This is a genomic window from Weissella ceti, from assembly GCF_018394055.1.
Classification (GTDB): Bacteria; Bacillota; Bacilli; order Lactobacillales; family Lactobacillaceae; genus Weissella; species Weissella ceti.
The window spans coordinates 1308710-1326123 of record NZ_CP074441.1; the positions used below are offsets into that span (position 1 = coordinate 1308710).

Consider the following 17414-nt stretch of genomic DNA (forward strand, 5'->3'; position numbering starts at 1 on the left):
GTCTCCTCTCCTAGTCTACTTGTTTAGTTCGTCTTGACGAATGGCAGTCTTGATACGCGCAATTTGCTTACGTACTTCAGCCAAACGCGCTGTGTTTTCAAGTTGACCAGTGGCTAGTTGGAAGCGTAGGTTAAACAATTCTTCCTTGTAGGCCTTTTCCTTGGCAACCAATTCAACAGTACTTAGACCCTTGATTTCGTTTTTTAGATCCTTGATCTTCATTATTCACCCTCCATTTGGCGAGTCACGATTTTAGTTCGGACTGGCAACTTGTTAGATGCAAGACGCAAGGCTTCGCGGGCGACTTCTTCTGAAACTCCACCAACTTCGAACATAACAGTTCCACGCTTGACAGGTGCAACCCATCCTTCTGGAGAACCCTTACCGTTACCCATACGTACACCAACACCCTTAGAAGTGTATGACAAGTGTGGGTAGATCTTGATCCAAACTTGACCACCACGCTTCATGTGACGTGTCATTGCAATACGAGCAGCTTCGATTTGACGATTAGTAATCCAGTGTGAACTCGTGGCTTGTAGTCCGAATTCACCGAAAGATACCTCGCGTCCACCCTTCGCTTCGCCGCGCATGCGACCACGATGTGGACGACGGTACTTTACACGCTTTGGTACTAGCATGTTACTCGCCTCCTTGCTTCTTAACTGACTTCTTTTCTGGCAAAACATCTCCACGGTAAATCCAAGTTTTAACACCTAGTTGACCGAAAGTTGTTGTTGCTTCGTCCCATGAATAGTCGATGTCTGCACGCAATGTGTGTAGAGGCACCGTTCCTTCAGTATATTGTTCAATACGAGCAATATCTGCACCATTCAAACGACCAGAAACTTGAACCTTGATACCCTTGGCACCTGAACGCATTGCACGTTGCATTGCACCACGCATAGCGCGACGGAAAGCAACACGGCGTTCTAGATCACCAGCGATTTGTTGACCAACTAGCTTGGCTTCCAAATCAGGCTTCTTAATCTCAATGATGTTGATGTGAACACGTTCACCCTTGGCAACCATCTTAGAAAGTTGGTTACGCAATGCATCAACTTCTGATCCACCCTTACCAATAACCATACCTGGCTTTGCAGTGTGGATTGAGATGTTTACACGGTTAGCTGTACGTTCAATTTCAATACGTGAAACTGAAGAGTCAGCCAACTTAGTCTCGATATACTTACGTAGCTTAGTATCTTCTAGAAGATTAGCTGCGAAGTCCTTCTTGTCTGCGTACCACTTGGCATCCCAATCGCGGATGACACCGACACGAAAACCGGTTGGGTTAATCTTTTGACCCATGACTCAATCCTCCTTACTTTTCTGATACCACAATAGTAATGTGGCTTGTACGCTTGTTGATCGCTGAAGCTGATCCCTTGGCACGAGGACGGAAACGCTTTAGCGTTGGTCCTTCGTTAGCAAAGGCTTCGGCAACAACTAGATCTTCACGATCCATTGAAAAGTTGTTCTCAGCGTTAGCAACTGCTGAGTTCAACACCTTATATACATCTAATGAAGAGTGGTTTGGCAAGAATTCTAGAATTGCAAATGCCTCTGCCACTGACTTCCCACGAACTTGGTCAAGCACAAGGCGGACCTTACGTGGTGCGACACGAACAGTGTTTGCTGTGGCGCGTGCTGACGTGATTTGTTCAGCCATTGTATTGTCCTCCTTATTACTTACGCTTAGTCTTCTTATCGTCTGCTGCGTGTCCACGGAATGTACGTGTTGGAACGAATTCACCCAACTTGTGTCCAACCATATCTTCTTGGACCAAAACTGGAACGTGCTTACGTCCATCATAAACAGCAAAAGTCAATCCGATAAAGCTAGGAAAAATTGTTGAACGACGTGACCATGTCTTGATAACGGCTTGCTTTTCTGAAGCGTTAGCGGCTTCAACCTTCTTCAACAAGCTAGCGTCAGCAAAAGGTCCCTTTTTCAAGCTACGACTCATGATTGAGTCCTCCTCTCGATTGCTATACTATACTAAGTCGAAATCGACTTAGATTACTTACCCTTACGACCACGAACGATAAACTTGCTTGAGCGAGCATTAACGTTACGAGTCTTCTTACCGGCAGTCTTCTTACCCCATGGTGACAATGGTGAAGGACGTCCGATAGGAGCCTTACCTTCTCCACCACCGTGTGGGTGATCGTTAGGGTTCATTACTGATCCACGAACTGTTGGACGCTTACCACGCCAACGGTTACGACCAGCCTTACCCCAGTTGATCAATGAGTGTTGTTCGTTTCCGACAACACCGATAGTTGCACGGCAAGTTGCCAAGATCATACGTACTTCACCAGATTGTAGGCGAACAAGTACGTACTTTCCTTCCTTACCCAAAACTTGGGCTGACGCTCCAGCTGAACGTACCAATTGTCCACCCTTACCAGGCTTCAATTCGATGTTGTGGATTTGCGTTCCGTCAGGAATGTTTGACAAAGGCATTGCGTTTCCGACCTTGATGTCGGCTTCAGGACCTGATTCGATAACAGTGTTAACTTCTAGTCCCTTAGGCGCCAAGATGTAAGCCTTAACTCCGTCAGTGTAGTGAAGAAGCGCGATGTTAGCAGTACGGTTTGGATCGTATTCGATCGCGATAACCTTGGCTGGAACATCATCCTTGTTACGCTTAAAGTCGATAACACGGTATTGACGCTTGTGTCCACCACCACGGTGACGAACAGTCATGTGACCGTAGGCGTTACGTCCACCAGTACTTGACTTTGAATCTAGCAAAGTCTTTTCTGGCGTAGTCTTTGTGATTTCAGAAAAATCTGAACCAGTCATATTACGACGACCGTTTGTGGTTGGTTTGAATTTCTTGATAGCCACGCTAATTTCCTCCTAATTTATTTTTTATTATTGTTCGTTGAATAGTTGGATTTCCTTTGAAGCAGATGACAACTTAACAATTGCCTTCTTACGCTTCTTAGTGTATCCTGCGTAGCGTCCTTGACGCTTTAGCTTACCACGTACGTTTGCAGTATTGATCTTTTCGATTTTAACTTCGAAAATTTCTTCAATAGCGCGCTTGATTTGTGGCTTAGTAGCGCGAACATCAACTTCAAAAGTGTAAGTCTTGTTATCCAAAACTGCCACTGTTTGTTCAGTGATGATCGGGCGCAAAATGATATCGCGTGCGTCCATTATGCCAAGACCTCCTCAACCTGTGCCAAAGCTGATTGTACAACAACCAACTTATCGTTGTTGATTACGTCAAGAACGTTAACACCCTTAGCAGTCATTACAGTCACGTTGTTCAAGTTACGTGCTGCCAAAGCTGCGTTTGTGTTGTTATCGTCCAAGACTACCAACGTCTTTTCGTTTACGTTCAAGTTGTCCAAAACCTTGATGAATTCCTTAGTCTTAGGTGCGTCGAATGACAAAGCATCAACAACAACCAAAGCTGAATCCAAAACCTTTTGTGACAATACTGACTTCAAAGCCAAACGGTATGCCTTCTTAGGCATCTTGTAGGCATATGAACGTGGAGTAGGTCCAAAGACAATTCCACCACCACGCCATTGTGGAGAACGGATTGATCCTTGACGAGCACGTCCAGTACCCTTTTGACGCCATGGCTTACGCCCACCACCACGAACAGCTGAGCGGTTCTTTACGGCGTGTGTACCTTGACGCATTGATGCACGTTGCATCAAAACTGCGTCAGTAATGACATCGTTGTTTGGTTCGATAGCGAAAATCGCGTCATTCAACTCGATTTCACCAGCATTTGAACCATCTTGCTTAAACATAGCAATCTTAGTCATGTTTAATTCCTCCTTTCGACCTTATTACTTAGCTTTTACTGAATTCTTAACAGTAACTAGTGACTTGTTGGCTCCAGGAACGTTTCCCTTAACCAAGATCACGTTGTTTTCAACATCAACGCGAACAACTTGCAAGTTTTGAACAGTACGCTTGTGGTTTCCCATACGTCCTGGCAACTTCTTACCCTTGAACACGCGGTTGATAACAGCACCCATTGAACCAGGTCGACGGTGGTAACGTGATCCGTGAGACATAGGCCCACGTGATTGTCCGTCCTTCTTGATGTTTCCTTGGAAACCATGACCCTTTGTGATTCCAGTAACGTCAACAGCTTCACCAGCGGCGAAGATATCAACCTTAACTTCATCCCCAACGTTAAATTCACCTTCAGCGTTACGAATCTCACGAATGTAGCGCTTAGGGGTCGTGTTTGCCTTAGCGGCGTGACCTTGCTCAGGCTTGTTGCTCAAAACAGCACGCTTATCGTCGAAACCTAGTTGAATAGCTTCGTAACCATCGTTTTCCATAGACTTAACTTGGAAAACAACGTTTGGCGTAGCTTCAATTACAGTAACTGGAATAAGTTCACCGTTCTCAGTAAATACCTGAGTCATGCCGACTTTGCGGCCTAAGATACCCTTAGTTGTCATGACTAATCTCCTTAAATAATAGATATAACATCTTTAGCTTTTGGTCAGTTAAATGCTTAACCAGGCAAGTTGTTAATATTTAAAATTCAAATTACAACTTGATTTCGATATTAACACCACTAGGTAGTTCAAGCTTTGACAAAGCATCAACTGTCTTAGCAGTAGGATTCAAGATATCGATCAAACGCTTGTGTGTGCGCATTTCGAATTGTTCACGTGTATCCTTGTGCTTGTGTGGTGAGCTCAAAACAGTGTACAAAGTACGTTCTGTTGGCAAAGGAATTGGACCTGAAATTTCAGCCCCTGTACGCTTTGCTGTTTCCACGATCTTTTCTGCTGATGCATCCAAGATTTCGTGTTCGTATGCCTTCAAACGGATACGGATTTTCTTACTTGCCATGATAATTCTCCCTTCGTCCATATTGGAATATGCAACTAACTCCGTGAAAGTTACCGACGCACCATCCGAGGGCACCATGGCTGGGACCTCGTGGCAATGCTGCCGGGTGTGTCGCAACCTCTCACATCAAAGCTATTTATTATTACGTAGTTTAGATGGGCTTTTACGCCCCCTGAAATAACGTACTTGACTATAATACTAGATAAATCTATTAATAACAAGGGTTTTTGGAACATTTATTTATTTATTTTTGTGGTTCCGCTTTCAACTTTTTTACATAAAAATAAACGAATATAATTCGGTACATTTATATAGTAGGAAGTTGTTAAAAAAGTCTTGTTTAACAGAAAATTAACCTGACTTTTTGTACGGAATAGTTTACACTAAATATCATAAAATACGTTGCTTAAAGCAGACAAAAGAAGGGAATCACACCATGGCGACGCCTAGTCATAAATTACATTCAATGTGGGATGACTTTCCAACATTGAAGGAAGATCTAACAGCCGTAAGTGAATTGATTGAAGAAAGCCTTGATGTGAACAACAAAGATGTTCAAGCTGCTTTAATCAAGATGATGACTGGTCGCGGGAAGTTCTTACGCCCTGCCCTAACATTACTTGCTGGTCAATTTGCTCCACATAACCATAAAAACTTAATCGCGTTAGCAGCCAGTGTTGAGATTCTTCATTCCGCTTCACTTATTCATGATGACATTATTGACGACTCACCATTGCGTCGTCACCAACCATCAATGCAAGCACAATTCGGGAAAGATATCGCCGTTTACGCTGGTGACGTGCTATTCGCTAAGACATTCAGCTTACTTGCTTGGCATATCGACGATTTAAAGACAAGTCGTATGGCAACTACTTATCTAAGCGATCTCCTACAAGGAGAACTAGAACAGCGTTCTAATTACTATCGTTTAGATATGACGCTTTCTGACTATCTAACTCAAATTGCCGGAAAGACAGCTAGCCTGTTTGAATTAGCGATTCGCTTAGGAACATCAACAGCCCCCGAAACACCTGAGTCTGTTGTATCTAACCTAACAACATTCGCTTACAACCTAGGGATGGCCTTCCAAATCGCTGATGACATCCTAGATTATGAAAACGATAGTTCAACACTCGGTAAGCCAACGCTAAATGATCTACGTGAAGGAATCTACTCTGCCCCATTACTAATAGCGTTAGAAAAGAACCCTGCACTAGGAGATACATTAGCTAAGCGCTTTGACATCACAGATGATGAAGCTCAAGCCGTTGCTGATTACGTTATTAGTTCTGGTGCGTTAGATGAGGCTAAGGAATTAGCTTTGGATTACGCTAACAAAGCGGACGATATGTTAGACCTACTACCTGACAGCGATAGTAAAGATATCTTGATGGATCTACAAGCAAAGTTGATTTCACGTCAAGATTAGTTAAAAAGACCGATACTCATACGAGTATCGGTCTTTTTGTTTGTTGTTTGTTGTTTATTCTTTATTACATTTATCGCATAAAACCTAGTTGTCGTTTGAACTAATCTAGTTCTTCATCTTCTAGGTATGGGAATTCCAAACCTGGGTTGGCATTCAATCGCCAGTCGCCACGTACATCATGACGGTAAGCAATATCTCCCGCTGCACCAATCATCGCAGCATTGTCACCAGCCAAAGCTAGTGGCACTGGAAGATAAGTTGTTTCTGGGAAATCAGCCATCATGTTTGTCAATTCAGCACGTAATCCCTTATTCGCAGCCACTCCCCCAGCAACGATAAAGCTCTTTACTGGGTATTCTTGTAGCGCACGACGTGTTTTTGTTACCAACACTTCAATTACCGCAGCCTGGAAACTTGCGGCAAGGTTGATTTCATCGATGTCCTCACCACGTTGTTCAGCATTGTGTAGCAGGTTAATCACTGAACTCTTCAATCCTGAGAATGAGAAATCAAAGTTATCTTCCTTAACCATTGCACGCGGTAGGTTGTATGTGTCTTGCCCTTGGTGTGCCATTTCATCTAATACTTTACCAGATGGATATGGCAAGCCCATAACACGCCCAACCTTGTCGTAGGCTTCTCCGGCCGCATCATCACGTGTATCACCAACGACCATGTAATCAAATTCACTACGCATTAGTACAAGCTCTGTATGTCCACCAGAGACCATTAAAGCTAACGCAGGGTATTCAATTGGCGCCACGAAGTTAGCCGCGCTAATGTGCCCTGCCAGATGGATAACGGGTACTAACGGTAGGTTGTGGGCCCACGCAATTGTTTTTGCGGCCGTCACCCCAATCAAAAGCGCCCCAACCAAACCAGGTCCTTGGGTTACTGCAATCGCAGTCAAATCGTCATAAGTTAAACCAGCATCAGTCAATGCTGCATCAGCCAAAATGGTCACTTGTTCAATATGGTGACGACTAGCCACTTCAGGAACAATTCCACCAAAACGTTGATGACTCTTAATTTGGGTTGCCGTTGCTAGACTAACAATTTCATTACCATCAGCGATAATCGCCACACTGGTTTCATCGGCACTTGATTCAAACGCCATGATTAATCGTTTAGCTGTCATGAGATTCCTTTCCTGTTGTGAAGTATTCCATCATTACCGCATCTTCAGTCGGATTGTGATAGTATCCTTCACGTACATAATAACTTGTAAAACCAATTTTTTCATATAAACGGCGCGCAGCTTGATTCCCCGCACGAACTTCTAACAAAGCACGTGTATTAGCAGGGAAATGCGCTAACCATTCACTTAATAGTATCTTTCCTAATCCTAGACCTTGTTGTGCCTTAATAATCGCCACATGACTAATAGATAGTTCGTCTGCAATTAAAGTCCCACTTGCGAACCCTACCGGTTCATTGTCTTGCAACAAGACAGAATAATCAGTCCACTTATTCGCTAGATCTGTTTCAAACGCTTTTTGCGTCCATGGACTACCTTCAAATGATTGATCAGCGAGTGTGAAAATTTCTAATGCATCGATTGGCTTACGGTATGTGATCATCCAAAGTCACCTTGATATCGATCCAGTGCATGATGCATGACATAAGCATCTTCACCAATATCGTAATAATCGGCTAATACGTCTGTTTGTTCAAACCCTAGACGGCCATAGAAGCGTTGTGCATCTTCATCAGACGCACGCACTTCTAAGTACGCTTCAGCAAATGCTTCACGTTGTGCCCAAAGCATAATATAAGTCATCAAGAACGTCCCAACAGCACGCCCTTGCCAATGCGGCGCAATTGTCACACTAGTAATGTGTACTTGGTTTGCATCCGGCAAGACTTCAAGCCCGATATACCCAACCAACGAGTTGGTTTCTGGTTGGCGCAAGATAATATATTGACGTTCAGGCTTATTTTGTAGATCATCACGGAAGATATCGCCAGTCCAGGCTAATGATTCCCCATAGACTGTTTGTTCTAGTGCGACCAAGTCATCAATATCTTCAAAATCGGCTGTCATCATACGAAATGAAAAACCATTCACTTGTACTTCTTGTGTTGTTTCAACTTCCGTTTCAACAACGACTTGTTGGCGGCGACTTTCTAACCATCGTTTAAACGCGTTCCACATAGCCCACCTCTTCCTCGGGATGTGCACGCGCCCAATCTGCCTCTGCTTGTGATAGTCGGTGATAGTTTGGTACAAATTGATGAATATCATCCACGTTAGTCAACACACTATCAGCCTTAACTAGCTTCACTGCATGCGCCGCATGTGGCACATTGTCTGTGGCTAATGTCGCATTGGGATACATTGCTTGAATACGTTCTGCAAAACGATCCAAATCACCTACGAACACAAGTTCACGACCTGAAAAGTCTGCCAGACGTGCCAATAGCGCTTCGATATTAGTATGTTGGTCATCAAGTACGGCACTTAATGTACCATCAACCCATTCATACGCCGCTGCATACATATTATCATTACGGGCATCCATCATCGGTACGATTAACGCATCTGTATCAGTTACATTGGTCGCCAATAGACCTAGGCTAGATACACCTGCTAATTCAATTCCTAACGTATATGCCAATGTTTTAGCTGTTGTGACACCAATACGTAGGCCGGTGTATGAACCTGGTCCAGCACTAACCACAACACGATCTAAGTCAGTTGGTTGCCAACCGGCATCCATCACTAATTGATCAATCGCCGGCAATAATTGTTCTGATTGATTCCGACTAATATTTGTTTCAATTTGCGCGATAACATTATTCGCGTCTAATAACGCCACACTTAACGGTTGGTTACTCGTATCAAAAGCAATTGTTTTCGTCATTGGTCGGCTCCTTATGAATTTCTTATCTTTCTATTTTAATGCTTTTAAGTATATAAAAAAAGGTTAAGGCTGCTTTTTCCCCTGTGAAACCCACTTTTTATCGGTTATATGGCCAAACAAAAAACCGAAAGTCCTTAGACCTTCGGTTTGTGTTTTACTTTGCGTATCCGTGTGGGTGCTTTTGCATCCAGTTCCACGCAGTTTTAATAATATCTTCGACGTTTTCGTATTGTGGTTCCCATCCAAGCAATTCACGGGCCTTTTGTGATGATGCCACCAATGAATCTGGGTCACCAGCACGGCGTGGTCCAACTTCGGCTGGAATATCAACACCTGTAGCTGTACGTGCAGCTTCAACCATTTCCTTAACTGAGTAACCAGATGCTGACCCCAAGTTAAAGGCTTCAGATGGCTTATCAGCAGCCAAGTAATCCAAAGCCTTAACGTGTGCAGCAACCAAGTCCATAACGTGGACATAATCACGTACGTTGAAGCCATCTGGTGTCTTGTAGTCATCCCCGAACATCATGATCTTGTCACGTTGTCCCAAAGCTGCTTGCAAGATGATTGGTACCAAGTGTGTTTCAACTGGGTGATCTTCCCCAATTGATCCATCAGCCTTCGCACCAGCTACGTTAAAGTAACGCAATGCAACCCACTTCATCCCATAAGCCTTTTCGGCCCATTGAATCATGTGTTCCATTTGTAACTTTGATTCACCATATGGATTGATTGGGTTTTGTGGTGTTGTTTCCAAAATCAACGCATCTTCAGGTTCACCGTAAGTGGCGGCTGTAGATGAGAAGACAATGTCCTTAACATCATGTTCAATCATCACTTCAAGCAATGTAATCATCCCACCAGTGTTGTTATCAAAGTACTTCAATGGATCAGTCATTGATTCTGGCACAATTGATGATGCTGCAAAGTGCACAACTTGGTCAATATCTTCCTTATCAAACACTTCTGAAAGAGCGGCCTTGTCACGAATGTCAACTTCGTAGAAAGGTACGCCAGCTGGAACTGATTCACGGTGTCCTGTTAGCAAGTTGTCCACAACAACGACGTCGCGTCCTGCTGCTAGCATCGTATCCACCATGTGTGAACCGATGTATCCTGCACCACCTAAAATTAATGTTGTCATGGTATTACTCCTTATTTTTAAAAGGGTTTGGCATATCTGATACTTGCCACACGACATTAGCTTGCGCTGATAACGTGTCCCCTGCCCAAATTTGATGCTTCGTTGTCATATCATCGCGTTGGCACTTAGACATTACAACGTCGTGCATCCCCACTTCTTGCTCAAATCGAATGATGACTTCGCGTGGTTCCATTTCAGCTAGAAAGGCCGCGCCTAGCACATCAGATACCCACTCATAATAACGTGAATTATTAACATGTAAGTTAGTATCAATATCATTATACCGCACTGCATACTCTTGTGTCCCTGACCACACATCACCGTCAGCCCACATCGCATTCTTAGCAAGTCGTGCAACACGCTTTACTTCATGTGGCTCTAACGCTGCGATGAAGTGTTCTGGAATACGTGTTAACTTACGACTTGTCATGTCTAGTAGTGCAAATAACATTTTAATTTCAACTAATACGTCATCCCCTTTGAGTACTTCAAAGTGACGAATACTGAAGAAACTATTCGCTTCTTCAACCCACGTTTTCACAGTCACTTGATCATGAACATGTGGTAGTCGTGTAATCTTCACGGCTGTTTCAAGGATAATCCAGCCTAATCCTTGCGCGTGTACTTCTTCTTCACCAATGTTTAGTGACGCTGCCTGTTGTGTTGATGCTTCTAACGACACATTAATCAACATTGGTAACGTTACTTGTTGCTTCGCATCAGCTTCGTAATATTGAATTGTATGTTGTGTCGTAAATACTTTAGGCATTGTTAAACTCCGTATATAGTCGTTGGCGATCTAATTCACGTGTCTTGGCAATTTGTTTGACCGCTGCAGTTGTCTTCATTCCACCATCAACTAAAGCTTGAACTGCTTCAATTGGTGTTAACTCAGCCAATGGATCATCGTTTTGTGCTGTCACAGCTTCACTGTTTCCAGCTGTCATAACCACAAATTCTCCACGTACTTCTTGAGTTTGAGCCCATTCAGCAACTTCTTCAGCCGTTCCACGAATGAATTCTTCATAACGTTTCGTCAATTCACGTGCAAGCACGACTTGGCGATCAGGTCCAAAGACCTTCACAATGTTTTGTAGTGTCTTCCCCAAACGATGTGGTGCTTCATAGAACAACATTGTTTCTTGATGCGTCAACAAGTTCGTCAACGCTTCTTGTTGTTCTGAATTCTTACGTGGCAAGAAGCCATAGAATGTAAATGGTTGTGGTACAAGTCCACTCGCAACCAAGGCGGTAATCCCTGCAGATGCACCTGGTAGCGGTACAACTGGGATATCAGCTGCCAATGCGGCCGCAACCAATTCTTGACCTGGATCAGAAATTGATGGCATTCCTGCATCTGAAACTTGCGCAAGATTCGTTCCTTGCGTCAAACGTTCAACAAGTTCAGGAATACGCGCTTCTTTATTGTGTTCATGGAACGAAATTTGACGTGTTTCAATATCAAATTGGTTCAACAATTGTTGGGTGTGACGTGTATCTTCAGCCGCAATCAAATCAACATCTTTCAATGTATCAATAGCACGTACTGTCATATCACCTAAATTACCAATCGGCGTGGGCACTAAGTACAGTGTTCCAACCTCATGCTTGGCATAACTTTTTTGTTGTTGCATGTTTTTACCTACTATTTCATCAATTTAAATTGCGCTTCAAGGACTAACGCTTCCATCACGGTTTGAAAGTTAATGTTTAACTGACGGCGTTGACGTGCCTTAGTCACATTGTCAATCACAGCCATCACATCATCTAATGGCGCTACTGCCGTTATACCAGCAAAGCTTGGTTGATATCCAGCGACAAGCTGTCGCATCATTTGATCACGCCATGCTTGCGCAAAGATATCCAAGATTGTATTTTGTTGCTCCGGTGTTTTAGCCAAGGCAGTTAAATCAGTTTGCACCAAACTAATGGCACTTCCTTGGTTCTTCAATAATGCATTCATCATTTTAGTCATGACATCTTGCACGTTTTTAAACCAATCATCCTCTAACCATGTCTGGGCTTCTTGTACACTATCCGTTAACAGGCGCACTAGTTGTAGCTCATCATTCGTGTAGCCAAGCGCTAACAATTGTTTCTCTAGTTGTGCACTATCACCAGCGTTAAATTCAATGACTTGCGTACGTGAGATGATAGTTGGCAACATTTGACTACGATGTTCCGCTAACAAAATTGCAGTTTGTGGCCCCGCGGGTTCTTCCATAAACTTCAAAAGCCCGTTTGCAGCACTCGTTGTCATGGTATCGGCACCAACGATAATGAATACCTTTTGACTACTTTCCACTGCCTTCTTAGAAAACTCATCTTTCAAGGTACGAATTTGGTCAATCTTTAATGACTTACCTTCTGGACGAACAACTAAGACGTCTGGATGTTCATCCTTAGCAATACGCATGCAATTGATACATGTCCCATCTGGGTCACCAGCGTCAGTCGGTGCTTCACACAGCAAGCGCATTGCTAACCAAGTGGCAACATCTAATTGACCACGGCCAGCTGGACCTGAGAATAAGAAAGCATGCGCGAGTTGGTTACTTGCAATTGCGTTTTTAAACTGGGCAACTAACTGTGGTTGTTGCGTATGGGCTGTGTCAATAATTCCTACAGCTGCATCATCAGCCATCGCTCATCCTCCTCACTCTGTCGTATTTCTTTCAAGGTCATCTAATGGTTCGTTATCTAGTTGTTTCCACACTTTAGAAGTGGTGGAATTGTTCAACGTTTTGGACAAACACTGTTGCCCCACCGATTTGAACATTCAATGGTTCTGTCACAACAGATTCCATTACTGTCCCAGGGTTCATCGCTGGTGTCATCACTTGACTACGTGTCTTCGCATTTTCAGAAATCAATGCCAAGGCGTCATCAAGTTGTTCGTCTTGCACACCCATGATAAATGTTGTGTTTCCGGCACGCAAAAAACTTCCTGTTGAGGCCAAACGAGTTGCTTGGAACCCCGCAGCCACAAGGGCTTTTGTTAGTACGTTCGCATCTTGATCTTGTACAATCGCTGTAATCATCTTCATTGTCTTAATCCTCCTCAGTAGCTAAAATACGTTGCAGTGTTTCCCATGCTGATTCAATCACATCTGCCAATGGTTGTGAAGCATCAATGACATGGAATCGTTCTGGGTTTGCTTTGACTAGTTCACGATAAGCACCTGTTACACGTTCATGAAAACTAAGTGCTTCAACGTCCAAACGATTCACTTCATCTTGACGTGTATTTTGAATACGTGCTAACCCAACTGCTGGGTCCAAATCCAAGTAAATTGTTGCCTTAGGCATTAGCCCCTCAATGGCATAAGCATTGATGTCTGAAACTTCTTGGACACCCAATTCACGCCCACCACCTTGATAAGCGATTGAGCTATCAACGTAACGATCAGTTAAAACAACCTTACCTGCAGCCAATGCTGGTCGAATTGTTTTTGTGACGTGTTCACGACGTGCTGCCGCAATCAATAACGCTTCAGTCATTGGATCCATCGTTGGTAATTCTGGACTCAGTACGACTTCACGAATCGCTTCTGCTACTTGATTGTTATTTCCACCCGGTTCACGTGTTACTAATAGACGTTCACCCAATAATGGCTCAACACGTTCAAGTAACGCATTTAACACTGAAGTCTTCCCAGCACCATCTGGTCCTTCAAGTGAAATAAATAATCCCGCCGTCATATGTGATTCCTACCTTCTATTGTTTCTATAATTAGTTTCTATTATATCAAATAATCATTTAAATATTAGAACGTTTACTAAATCATAATACGTAAAACACTAGGAAAACCGCAGTTTATCTCGTCTTCAACTCATAGTTGTGGAAACTAGAGACAAACAAAAAACTCCCGAATCTAAATTCGAGAGCTTTTTTGTTAGCGTTCTGGATGTTCAAATGCGGTAGACCAACGACCACGCATATTACGTTCACGCGCTGCACGCAATAAGAAGAAGTAGGTTTGTTTAGCGCGGGCTGTTTCAGCCAATACCTTACGTGTATCTACATTACTTTCAAACATTGCATTTTGTGTTAAACGCGCTTTTTCATAATCATACTTAGCATCATTAATAATTTCTACTAATTGATCATCATACGCCTGTGAATCTAATTTTGGTCGACGAAATAATCCCATATACTACAACTCCGTTCTTCCCTCAACTGCCTTAATCAATGTGATTTCGTCTGCATAGTCAATATCACTACCCACTGACAAACCAGTTGCCAAACGAGACACCTTGATTCCTGCGGGCTTCAATAAACGTGACAAGTACATCGCAGTCGCTTCCCCTTCAGCGTTTGCGTTCGTTGCCACAATAATTTCTTGAATCTCTTCATGACGTTGTAGACGCGTCACAAGTGAATCAATGTTTATGTCATCAGGTCCAACTCCAGCTAATGGTGACAAAACACCGTGAAGCACATGGTACAACCCACGGTATTCACCAGCATTTTCAATCGCCATCAAGTCCTTTACGTCCGCAATCACCAACACTGTTGTTTGATCACGGGTAGTATCTGTACAAATCATACAAGGATCTGCTTCTGTTAAGTTCCCACAGATACTACAAAAACGCAGGTCACGTTTCGCTGAAATCAACGCTTGCGCAAAACCAGTCACATCATCTTCTGGCATGTTAATGACATGAAAGGCAAGCCGAGTAGCTGTCTTAATCCCAATTCCAGGCAATTTTGTAAAACTATCAATCAACTTCGCAATCGGTTCTGGATATTGCATGTCATTCCTGCTTTCTTAATTCAAAATGAGCTTAGAAGCCCATTCCTTGTGGTGCAAACTTTCCTAGACGCTTTTGAGAATCAGCTTCAACCTTTGCCAAAGCATCGTTCACAGCCATCACAACCATGTCTGACAATTCTTCTGGATCTTCTGGATCAATAACATCTGACTTGATTTGCAAGTCTAGCAATTGACGGTCTCCGTTGAACTTAGCAATAACCAAGTCTTCTGGTGACTTTCCTAGGTATTCTGTTTCCGCAATCGCAGCTTGTTCTTCTTGCATTTGTGATTGCATCTTCTTCATTTGCTTCATCATTTGTTGCATGTTTTGTCCACCGAACATAGTAGGCCTCTTTTCTTGTTTATGTTTTTATTGTAAGAATTATTCTATCTATTTTAAATTAAATTTACCCAAATCAACAGGTTTTTAATCGTCTTGTGCTTCAACCATTTCAGAACCAAACAGACTGATTGCTTCTTCAACTGCTAGATTACCTGCATTATCGACAGGTTCTTCTGGCATCCCCGGATCCACAATAGTGTTTAATTGTGTTGTAACTTGTTGCGTTTCTGCTTCTGGCGCTGGTGACGTTGATGCTGCCTTACGTTGGGCAACGAATTCACCACGCAACTTTGTCCAATCATCGTTTGTGATAAAGACCAACTTACGCTCTGTACCGGCTTCAGTTAGAATACGCAATTGTTGCGTCACTGTATTAATTAATTCGGCATTCTTCATCGCATTAACACGCATGACATCAAAGTCAAAGCCAACAACTAATCCTTCTGGAGAAGCTGCAACTGGCTTTGCCACATTCAGCATCGCACGTTGTGAGACTGGCAACATGTTCGTTACGTCACCCCAAACTGATGTGACACGATTCAAATCACCACGAGTAGCATTTTGTAACACGTTAAACACAGATTGCTTATCATCAGATACTGATACCTTAGCAACCGCTACTGGCTTCTCTTGAACTGGTTGTGCTGGTTGTGCTGGTTGTGCTGGTTGTGCTGGTTGTGCTGGTTGTGCTGGTTGTGCTGGTTGTGCTGACACATTTTGAACCGGCGCAACTGGCGCGTCAACGACAACTTGCTTTGGTTGGCTCAACTTAACTGTTAAGACTTCTAGATAAATACTTGGTCGATTTGTAAAACGCAATTGTTGTTGCGTATCGTTCAAAGTATCAATCATGTTGTACCAAACTTGTGGTTGTTGTGCTTCTGCCATTGTTTGGAAGTTATCATCAGGTACCAATGTAATTAAGTCTGGCGCTTCAGTGTACAACAACAGATCACGGGCGTAGACAATTAAGTCTTCGATGAAACGTTGTGCATCCTTACCTGCAGCCAGGACTTCACTCAACTTACCTAATGCAGCTTGTGTGTCATGTGCAACCACAGCTTGTAGGTATTCACCCAACAATGTTTGTGTCACTGAACCAGTCACAAGCAAAGCATTGTCTAATGTGATTGACCCATCCCCAAATGACAACACTTGATCCAAAATACTCAAAGCATCACGCATTCCACCATCAGCAGCATTCGCAATCACACGTAGCGCATTTTCATCGTAGTCATTACCACGTGAATTCAAGATGTGCACCATACGGTCATAGGCTGCATGTGCATCAATACGCTTGAAATCAAAACGTTGAGTACGTGAAATGATAGTAGCTGGAATCTTTTGTGGTTCAGTTGTCGCCAAAATAAAGATGACGTTAGCAGGTGGCTCTTCCAATGTCTTCAACAAAGCATTGAAGGCACCAGTTGAAAGCATGTGCACCTCATCGATGATGTAGACTTTGTACTTAGCTTGAGTTGGGGCGTAGTTAACGTCTTCACGGATTTCACGAATTTCATCAACTCCGTTATTTGAAGCCGCGTCTAATTCCACAACATCACCAAGGGTTCCTGCATCTGCGGCTAAACAGATTTCACACGTCAAATCAGGTTCACCATGATCTGGGTGTAAACAGTTAACTGCTTTCGCAAAAATCTTTGCGGCTGAGGTCTTCCCAGTCCCTCGAGGTCCATTAAAGAGATACGCGTGGGTAATTTGTCCACTCTCAATGGTGTTTTTTAAGGTCTTTGTGACGACTTCTTGTCCAATTAGGTCACTGAACTTTTGTGGTCGCCATGTCCGATATAATGCTTGATACGCCATTGCAATATCGTCTCCCTTCGTGTTTTTAATCGTTATTTTTCTTTTTCTATCATACCAGATTTTGCGCTAAAAAAAGTCGCCCAGATTAATAAAAATCGGGCGACTCATTAAATATCAATAAGGTGTGAAGCACAATACGTGGTCTCCTTAGTGCTGCTGCCTTCCGACCCTGACACGGTTCGAAGTACATACTTGCCTCACGAGAAA

General features: G+C 43.2%; 25 protein-coding genes and 1 other RNA gene. 1 reads left to right on the forward strand and 25 read right to left on the reverse strand.

All coding sequences use genetic code 11. The annotated features are described in order from the left end of the window. Positions 1–15: 15 nt before the first annotated feature. The 10 genes from rpmC to rpsJ form a co-directional block, all read right to left on the reverse strand. Positions 16–222 carry a 50S ribosomal protein L29 gene (gene rpmC / locus KHQ31_RS06850; RefSeq protein ID WP_213408838.1) on the reverse strand — a complete coding sequence of 69 codons (207 nt, stop codon included), beginning with the start codon at positions 220–222 and terminating at the stop codon, positions 16–18. Next, complete coding sequence (gene rplP, locus KHQ31_RS06855) at positions 222–641, reverse strand: 50S ribosomal protein L16 (RefSeq protein WP_009765033.1); 420 nt, start codon at positions 639–641, stop codon at positions 222–224. Before rplP ends, rpmC begins: the two co-directional genes overlap by 1 nt. Position 642: 1 nt before the next feature. After that, positions 643–1311, reverse strand: a complete 669-nt coding sequence (rpsC, locus tag KHQ31_RS06860; RefSeq protein ID WP_213408839.1) for a 30S ribosomal protein S3 — start codon at positions 1309–1311, stop codon at positions 643–645. A gap of 13 nt (positions 1312–1324) precedes the next feature. Next, complete coding sequence (rplV, locus tag KHQ31_RS06865) at positions 1325–1672, reverse strand: 50S ribosomal protein L22 (protein WP_213408840.1); 348 nt, start codon at positions 1670–1672, stop codon at positions 1325–1327. Between the two features lie 16 nt (positions 1673–1688). Further along, entirely contained in the window at positions 1689–1970 is a 282-nt protein-coding gene (rpsS, locus tag KHQ31_RS06870; protein WP_009765036.1) for a 30S ribosomal protein S19, read from the reverse strand. 53 nt (positions 1971–2023) lie between these two features. Next, positions 2024–2857 (reverse strand): 50S ribosomal protein L2, encoded by an 834-nt coding sequence (gene rplB / locus KHQ31_RS06875; RefSeq protein WP_213408841.1) that lies wholly within the window; start codon positions 2855–2857, stop codon positions 2024–2026. 27 nt (positions 2858–2884) lie between these two features. After that, positions 2885–3172 carry a 50S ribosomal protein L23 gene (rplW, locus tag KHQ31_RS06880; protein ID WP_213408842.1) on the reverse strand — a complete coding sequence of 96 codons (288 nt, stop codon included), beginning with the start codon at positions 3170–3172 and terminating at the stop codon, positions 2885–2887. Beyond that, positions 3172–3795, reverse strand: a complete 624-nt coding sequence (gene rplD, locus KHQ31_RS06885; RefSeq protein ID WP_213408843.1) for a 50S ribosomal protein L4 — start codon at positions 3793–3795, stop codon at positions 3172–3174. The genes rplW and rplD overlap by 1 nt, the downstream gene beginning before the upstream one ends. A 24-nt stretch (positions 3796–3819) precedes the next feature. Continuing rightward, positions 3820–4446, reverse strand: a complete 627-nt coding sequence (gene rplC, locus KHQ31_RS06890; protein ID WP_009765040.1) for a 50S ribosomal protein L3 — start codon at positions 4444–4446, stop codon at positions 3820–3822. Between the two features lie 91 nt (positions 4447–4537). Continuing rightward, positions 4538–4846, reverse strand: a complete 309-nt coding sequence (rpsJ, locus tag KHQ31_RS06895) for a 30S ribosomal protein S10 (protein WP_213408844.1) — start codon at positions 4844–4846, stop codon at positions 4538–4540. Between the two features lie 436 nt (positions 4847–5282). Between rpsJ and KHQ31_RS06900 the strand changes: the two genes are divergently transcribed. After that, the gene (locus tag KHQ31_RS06900; RefSeq protein WP_264336085.1) at positions 5283–6275 is read left to right on the forward strand and encodes a polyprenyl synthetase family protein; all 993 of its coding nucleotides are present in this window, start codon (positions 5283–5285) and stop codon (positions 6273–6275) included. A 100-nt stretch (positions 6276–6375) separates the two neighbouring features. On the opposite strand, the gene tsaD is transcribed toward KHQ31_RS06900, so the two are convergent. The 15 genes from tsaD to ffs form a co-directional block, all read right to left on the reverse strand. Further along, positions 6376–7413, reverse strand: coding sequence for a tRNA (adenosine(37)-N6)-threonylcarbamoyltransferase complex transferase subunit TsaD (gene tsaD / locus KHQ31_RS06905; protein WP_213408845.1), 1038 nt, complete (start codon positions 7411–7413; stop codon positions 6376–6378). Beyond that, positions 7403–7855, reverse strand: coding sequence for a ribosomal protein S18-alanine N-acetyltransferase (rimI, locus tag KHQ31_RS06910; protein WP_213408846.1), 453 nt, complete (start codon positions 7853–7855; stop codon positions 7403–7405). The genes tsaD and rimI overlap by 11 nt, the downstream gene beginning before the upstream one ends. Beyond that, positions 7852–8430, reverse strand: coding sequence for a GNAT family N-acetyltransferase (locus tag KHQ31_RS06915; RefSeq protein WP_213408847.1), 579 nt, complete (start codon positions 8428–8430; stop codon positions 7852–7854). Before KHQ31_RS06915 ends, rimI begins: the two co-directional genes overlap by 4 nt. Further along, positions 8414–9139, reverse strand: coding sequence for a tRNA (adenosine(37)-N6)-threonylcarbamoyltransferase complex dimerization subunit type 1 TsaB (tsaB, locus tag KHQ31_RS06920; protein ID WP_213408848.1), 726 nt, complete (start codon positions 9137–9139; stop codon positions 8414–8416). Before tsaB ends, KHQ31_RS06915 begins: the two co-directional genes overlap by 17 nt. Positions 9140–9293: 154 nt before the next feature. Then, positions 9294–10283, reverse strand: coding sequence for a UDP-glucose 4-epimerase GalE (gene galE / locus KHQ31_RS06925; RefSeq protein ID WP_213408849.1), 990 nt, complete (start codon positions 10281–10283; stop codon positions 9294–9296). 4 nt (positions 10284–10287) lie between these two features. Next, entirely contained in the window at positions 10288–11052 is a 765-nt protein-coding gene (locus tag KHQ31_RS06930) for an acyl-[acyl-carrier-protein] thioesterase (protein WP_213408850.1), read from the reverse strand. Beyond that, the gene (gene rsmI, locus KHQ31_RS06935) at positions 11045–11917 is read right to left on the reverse strand and encodes a 16S rRNA (cytidine(1402)-2'-O)-methyltransferase (RefSeq protein WP_213408851.1); all 873 of its coding nucleotides are present in this window, start codon (positions 11915–11917) and stop codon (positions 11045–11047) included. The genes KHQ31_RS06930 and rsmI overlap by 8 nt, the downstream gene beginning before the upstream one ends. An 11-nt stretch (positions 11918–11928) precedes the next feature. Further along, on the reverse strand, positions 11929–12927 hold the full coding sequence (locus tag KHQ31_RS06940; protein WP_213408852.1) for a DNA polymerase III subunit delta': 999 nt from the start codon (positions 12925–12927) through the stop codon (positions 11929–11931). A 73-nt stretch (positions 12928–13000) separates the two neighbouring features. Beyond that, positions 13001–13330 carry a cyclic-di-AMP receptor gene (locus tag KHQ31_RS06945; RefSeq protein WP_213408853.1) on the reverse strand — a complete coding sequence of 110 codons (330 nt, stop codon included), beginning with the start codon at positions 13328–13330 and terminating at the stop codon, positions 13001–13003. 4 nt (positions 13331–13334) lie between these two features. After that, the gene (gene tmk / locus KHQ31_RS06950) at positions 13335–13985 is read right to left on the reverse strand and encodes a dTMP kinase (protein ID WP_213408854.1); all 651 of its coding nucleotides are present in this window, start codon (positions 13983–13985) and stop codon (positions 13335–13337) included. Between the two features lie 194 nt (positions 13986–14179). After that, positions 14180–14437 (reverse strand): YaaL family protein, encoded by a 258-nt coding sequence (locus tag KHQ31_RS06955; RefSeq protein ID WP_213408855.1) that lies wholly within the window; start codon positions 14435–14437, stop codon positions 14180–14182. Between the two features lie 3 nt (positions 14438–14440). Next, complete coding sequence (recR, locus tag KHQ31_RS06960) at positions 14441–15040, reverse strand: recombination mediator RecR (protein ID WP_213408856.1); 600 nt, start codon at positions 15038–15040, stop codon at positions 14441–14443. A 31-nt stretch (positions 15041–15071) separates the two neighbouring features. Continuing rightward, positions 15072–15383 carry a YbaB/EbfC family nucleoid-associated protein gene (locus KHQ31_RS06965; RefSeq protein WP_213408857.1) on the reverse strand — a complete coding sequence of 104 codons (312 nt, stop codon included), beginning with the start codon at positions 15381–15383 and terminating at the stop codon, positions 15072–15074. Positions 15384–15467: 84 nt separating this feature from the next. Then, positions 15468–17207, reverse strand: a complete 1740-nt coding sequence (gene dnaX, locus KHQ31_RS06970) for a DNA polymerase III subunit gamma/tau (RefSeq protein WP_213408858.1) — start codon at positions 17205–17207, stop codon at positions 15468–15470. 118 nt (positions 17208–17325) lie between these two features. Beyond that, positions 17326–17411, reverse strand: an RNA gene (ffs, locus tag KHQ31_RS06975) — signal recognition particle sRNA small type. Between the last annotated feature and the right edge of the window lie 3 nt (positions 17412–17414).

Coding starts and splice junctions, on each gene's coding strand:
- rpmC (WP_213408838.1), bottom strand. CDS start 222: ATGAAGATCAAGGATCTAAAAAACGAAATCAAGGGTCTAAGTACTGTT.
- rplP (WP_009765033.1), bottom strand. CDS start 641: ATGCTAGTACCAAAGCGTGTAAAGTACCGTCGTCCACATCGTGGTCGC.
- rpsC (WP_213408839.1), bottom strand. CDS start 1,311: ATGGGTCAAAAGATTAACCCAACCGGTTTTCGTGTCGGTGTCATCCGC.
- rplV (WP_213408840.1), bottom strand. CDS start 1,672: ATGGCTGAACAAATCACGTCAGCACGCGCCACAGCAAACACTGTTCGT.
- rpsS (WP_009765036.1), bottom strand. CDS start 1,970: ATGAGTCGTAGCTTGAAAAAGGGACCTTTTGCTGACGCTAGCTTGTTG.
- rplW (WP_213408842.1), bottom strand. CDS start 3,172: ATGGACGCACGCGATATCATTTTGCGCCCGATCATCACTGAACAAACA.
- rplD (WP_213408843.1), bottom strand. CDS start 3,795: ATGACTAAGATTGCTATGTTTAAGCAAGATGGTTCAAATGCTGGTGAA.
- rplC (WP_009765040.1), bottom strand. CDS start 4,446: ATGACAACTAAGGGTATCTTAGGCCGCAAAGTCGGCATGACTCAGGTA.
- rpsJ (WP_213408844.1), bottom strand. CDS start 4,846: ATGGCAAGTAAGAAAATCCGTATCCGTTTGAAGGCATACGAACACGAA.
- KHQ31_RS06900 (WP_264336085.1), top strand. CDS start 5,283: ATGGCGACGCCTAGTCATAAATTACATTCAATGTGGGATGACTTTCCA.
- tsaD (WP_213408845.1), bottom strand. CDS start 7,413: ATGACAGCTAAACGATTAATCATGGCGTTTGAATCAAGTGCCGATGAA.
- rimI (WP_213408846.1), bottom strand. CDS start 7,855: ATGATCACATACCGTAAGCCAATCGATGCATTAGAAATTTTCACACTC.
- KHQ31_RS06915 (WP_213408847.1), bottom strand. CDS start 8,430: ATGTGGAACGCGTTTAAACGATGGTTAGAAAGTCGCCGCCAACAAGTC.
- tsaB (WP_213408848.1), bottom strand. CDS start 9,139: ATGACGAAAACAATTGCTTTTGATACGAGTAACCAACCGTTAAGTGTG.
- galE (WP_213408849.1), bottom strand. CDS start 10,283: ATGACAACATTAATTTTAGGTGGTGCAGGATACATCGGTTCACACATG.
- KHQ31_RS06930 (WP_213408850.1), bottom strand. CDS start 11,052: ATGCCTAAAGTATTTACGACACAACATACAATTCAATATTACGAAGCT.
- rsmI (WP_213408851.1), bottom strand. CDS start 11,917: ATGCAACAACAAAAAAGTTATGCCAAGCATGAGGTTGGAACACTGTAC.
- KHQ31_RS06940 (WP_213408852.1), bottom strand. CDS start 12,927: ATGGCTGATGATGCAGCTGTAGGAATTATTGACACAGCCCATACGCAA.
- KHQ31_RS06945 (WP_213408853.1), bottom strand. CDS start 13,330: ATGAAGATGATTACAGCGATTGTACAAGATCAAGATGCGAACGTACTA.
- tmk (WP_213408854.1), bottom strand. CDS start 13,985: ATGACGGCGGGATTATTTATTTCACTTGAAGGACCAGATGGTGCTGGG.
- KHQ31_RS06955 (WP_213408855.1), bottom strand. CDS start 14,437: ATGGGATTATTTCGTCGACCAAAATTAGATTCACAGGCGTATGATGAT.
- recR (WP_213408856.1), bottom strand. CDS start 15,040: ATGCAATATCCAGAACCGATTGCGAAGTTGATTGATAGTTTTACAAAA.
- KHQ31_RS06965 (WP_213408857.1), bottom strand. CDS start 15,383: ATGTTCGGTGGACAAAACATGCAACAAATGATGAAGCAAATGAAGAAG.
- dnaX (WP_213408858.1), bottom strand. CDS start 17,207: ATGGCGTATCAAGCATTATATCGGACATGGCGACCACAAAAGTTCAGT.